The organism is Flavobacterium sp. ST-158 (assembly GCF_058309975.1).
In genome coordinates this window covers 1-2,115 of sequence record NZ_JBZEEN010000028.1, presented here as the reverse complement: position 1 = coordinate 2,115, position 2,115 = coordinate 1, and the positions used below count along the sequence as shown (strand labels likewise).

The following is a 2,115-nucleotide window of genomic DNA, read 5'->3' as shown; positions in this document are numbered from 1 at the left end:
AATTATTACCTGATTGCAGGTTATGTGATGGATTTAAATTACAACCTGAAATTCAAACCTGCTTTACTAACTAAAATGGTACAAGGAGCTCCTTTGCAAGTAGATGTCTCAGGAAACTTTATGTTCAATGACAAATTTACCCTCGGACTTGCTTATCGTTGGAGTGCTTCTGTAAGTGCAATGGCTGGGTTTCAAGTATCTGATGCCTTATACATCGGTTACGGTTATGATTTAGAAACTACCAAATTAGATAATTACAATTCTGGTTCGCATGAAATTTTCTTGAGATATGAAATTTTCAAAAACAATAATAAGATTACAACTCCAAGATTCTTCTAAAAATAAGTATCATGAAAAAAAATATACTCCTTTGCATAGCTATAATAAGTGTTTTTTCTGCTAACATTTATTCCCAAAAAGCTAAATTGGCTAATGCCGATAAAAAGTACGACAACTATGCGTATATAGATGCTATTAAAACCTATGAAAAAGTCGCCGAAAAAGGATATAAGTCTGCTCCTATGTTTCAAAAAATTGGAAATGCTTATTATTTCAATGGTGAATTAGAAAAAGCCGTGAAATGGTATGCCGAACTATTTGCTATGCCAGATATCACAATCGAAGCACCTTACTACTATCGCTATGCACAATCTTTGCGTGCTACTGGTGATAATAAAAAAGCCGACCAAATTCTGGAACAATTTGACAAAATGTCCAGTAATGATAGTAGAGCCAAATTGTATAAAGAAAACACCAATTACTTAGAGGAAATTAAGGCCAACTCTGGGAGGTACAAAATAGAAAACGCAGGGATCAACTCTCAATATTCGGATTATGGTTCTAGCATTTACAATAACAAAGTAGTCTTTACCTCTGCTAGAGATACAGGAAGTTTAGGACAAAGAAAACACACTTGGACCGACCAACATTTTACCAATTTATACAGCGCTGATTTAGATGAAAACATGTCTCCTAGCAACCCTGTTAAATTCAACAGACAATTAAAATCTAAATTCAACGAAGCAACACCTGTTTTTACCAAAGACGGAAAAACCGTTTATTTTACCAGAAACAATTATATTAATGGTAAAAAAGGTAAAAACGAAAACGGAATTACTTTAGTAAAATTATACAAAGCAACTTTAGTTGATGAAAACTGGACTAACATACAACCCCTTTCTTTTACAAGTGACAGTTACAGTACAGCACACCCTACGCTGAGTCCTGATGAAAAAACTTTATATTTTGCTTCTGATATGCCGGGAACATTAGGAATGTCGGATATCTTTAAAGTACAAATTAATGAGGATGGAACCTTTGGAACTCCTGTAAACTTAGGCCCTTCTATAAATACCGAAGGCAGAGAAACCTTTCCTTTTGTAAGTCAGGATAACGAACTCTACTTTGCCTCTGATGGACATCCTGGTGTGGGAGGATTAGATATTTTTGTGACTAAAATTAATGATAACGGTTCCTTGAATAAAGTACAAAATATAGGAATGGATGCTAATTCACCTAAAGACGATTTTGCTTATATCATCGATAGTAAATCCAGAAGAGGATTCCTATCCTCTAATAGAGATGGCGGACAAGGATATGATGATATTTATAAATTTATTGAAACCAGAAGACTTATTTGCGAACAAGAATTATATGGTAAAATTACCGACCTTGATTCTAAAATGGCACTTGCTAATGCTAAAGTAACTTTGTTTGACAACAAAATGAACATCCTAAAAACCCTTGAAGCCGATCAAAATGGTGATTATAGTTTTATGGTTGAATGCAGCAAAATGTACACCGTTAGAGCCGAAAAAGAAGACTACAATACCAATGAAAAACAAATAACCATTCCATACGAAAATGGAAAAACCAATTTACCTATAGCCTTAGAAAAAGACCAATGCAAAGTAACGGTAGGTGACGATTTAGGAAAATGTTTTGGTATTCAAAATATTTATTTTGACTTAGATAAATCTAATATTAGAACTGAAGCGGCTTTGGATTTAGAAAAAATATTAGATGTATTAAACCAATATCCGAATATGAAACTTGATATTCGTTCGCATACCGATAGTCGTGCTTCTTTCAAATACAACGAAGCTTTATCCGATA

At 33.7% G+C, this 2,115-nt stretch carries 2 protein-coding genes; both read left to right on the top strand.

Going from position 1 to position 2,115, the window contains the following annotated elements; translation table 11 throughout:
• A partial coding sequence (locus tag AC4FRF_RS17525) for a PorP/SprF family type IX secretion system membrane protein (RefSeq protein ID WP_491161590.1) occupies positions 1-339 on the top strand: 339 nt, incomplete at its 5' end.
• Between the two features lie 11 nt (positions 340-350).
• Positions 351-2,115 (top strand): OmpA family protein (locus tag AC4FRF_RS17520; protein WP_491161588.1); only part of this gene is annotated, 1,765 nt, incomplete at its 3' end.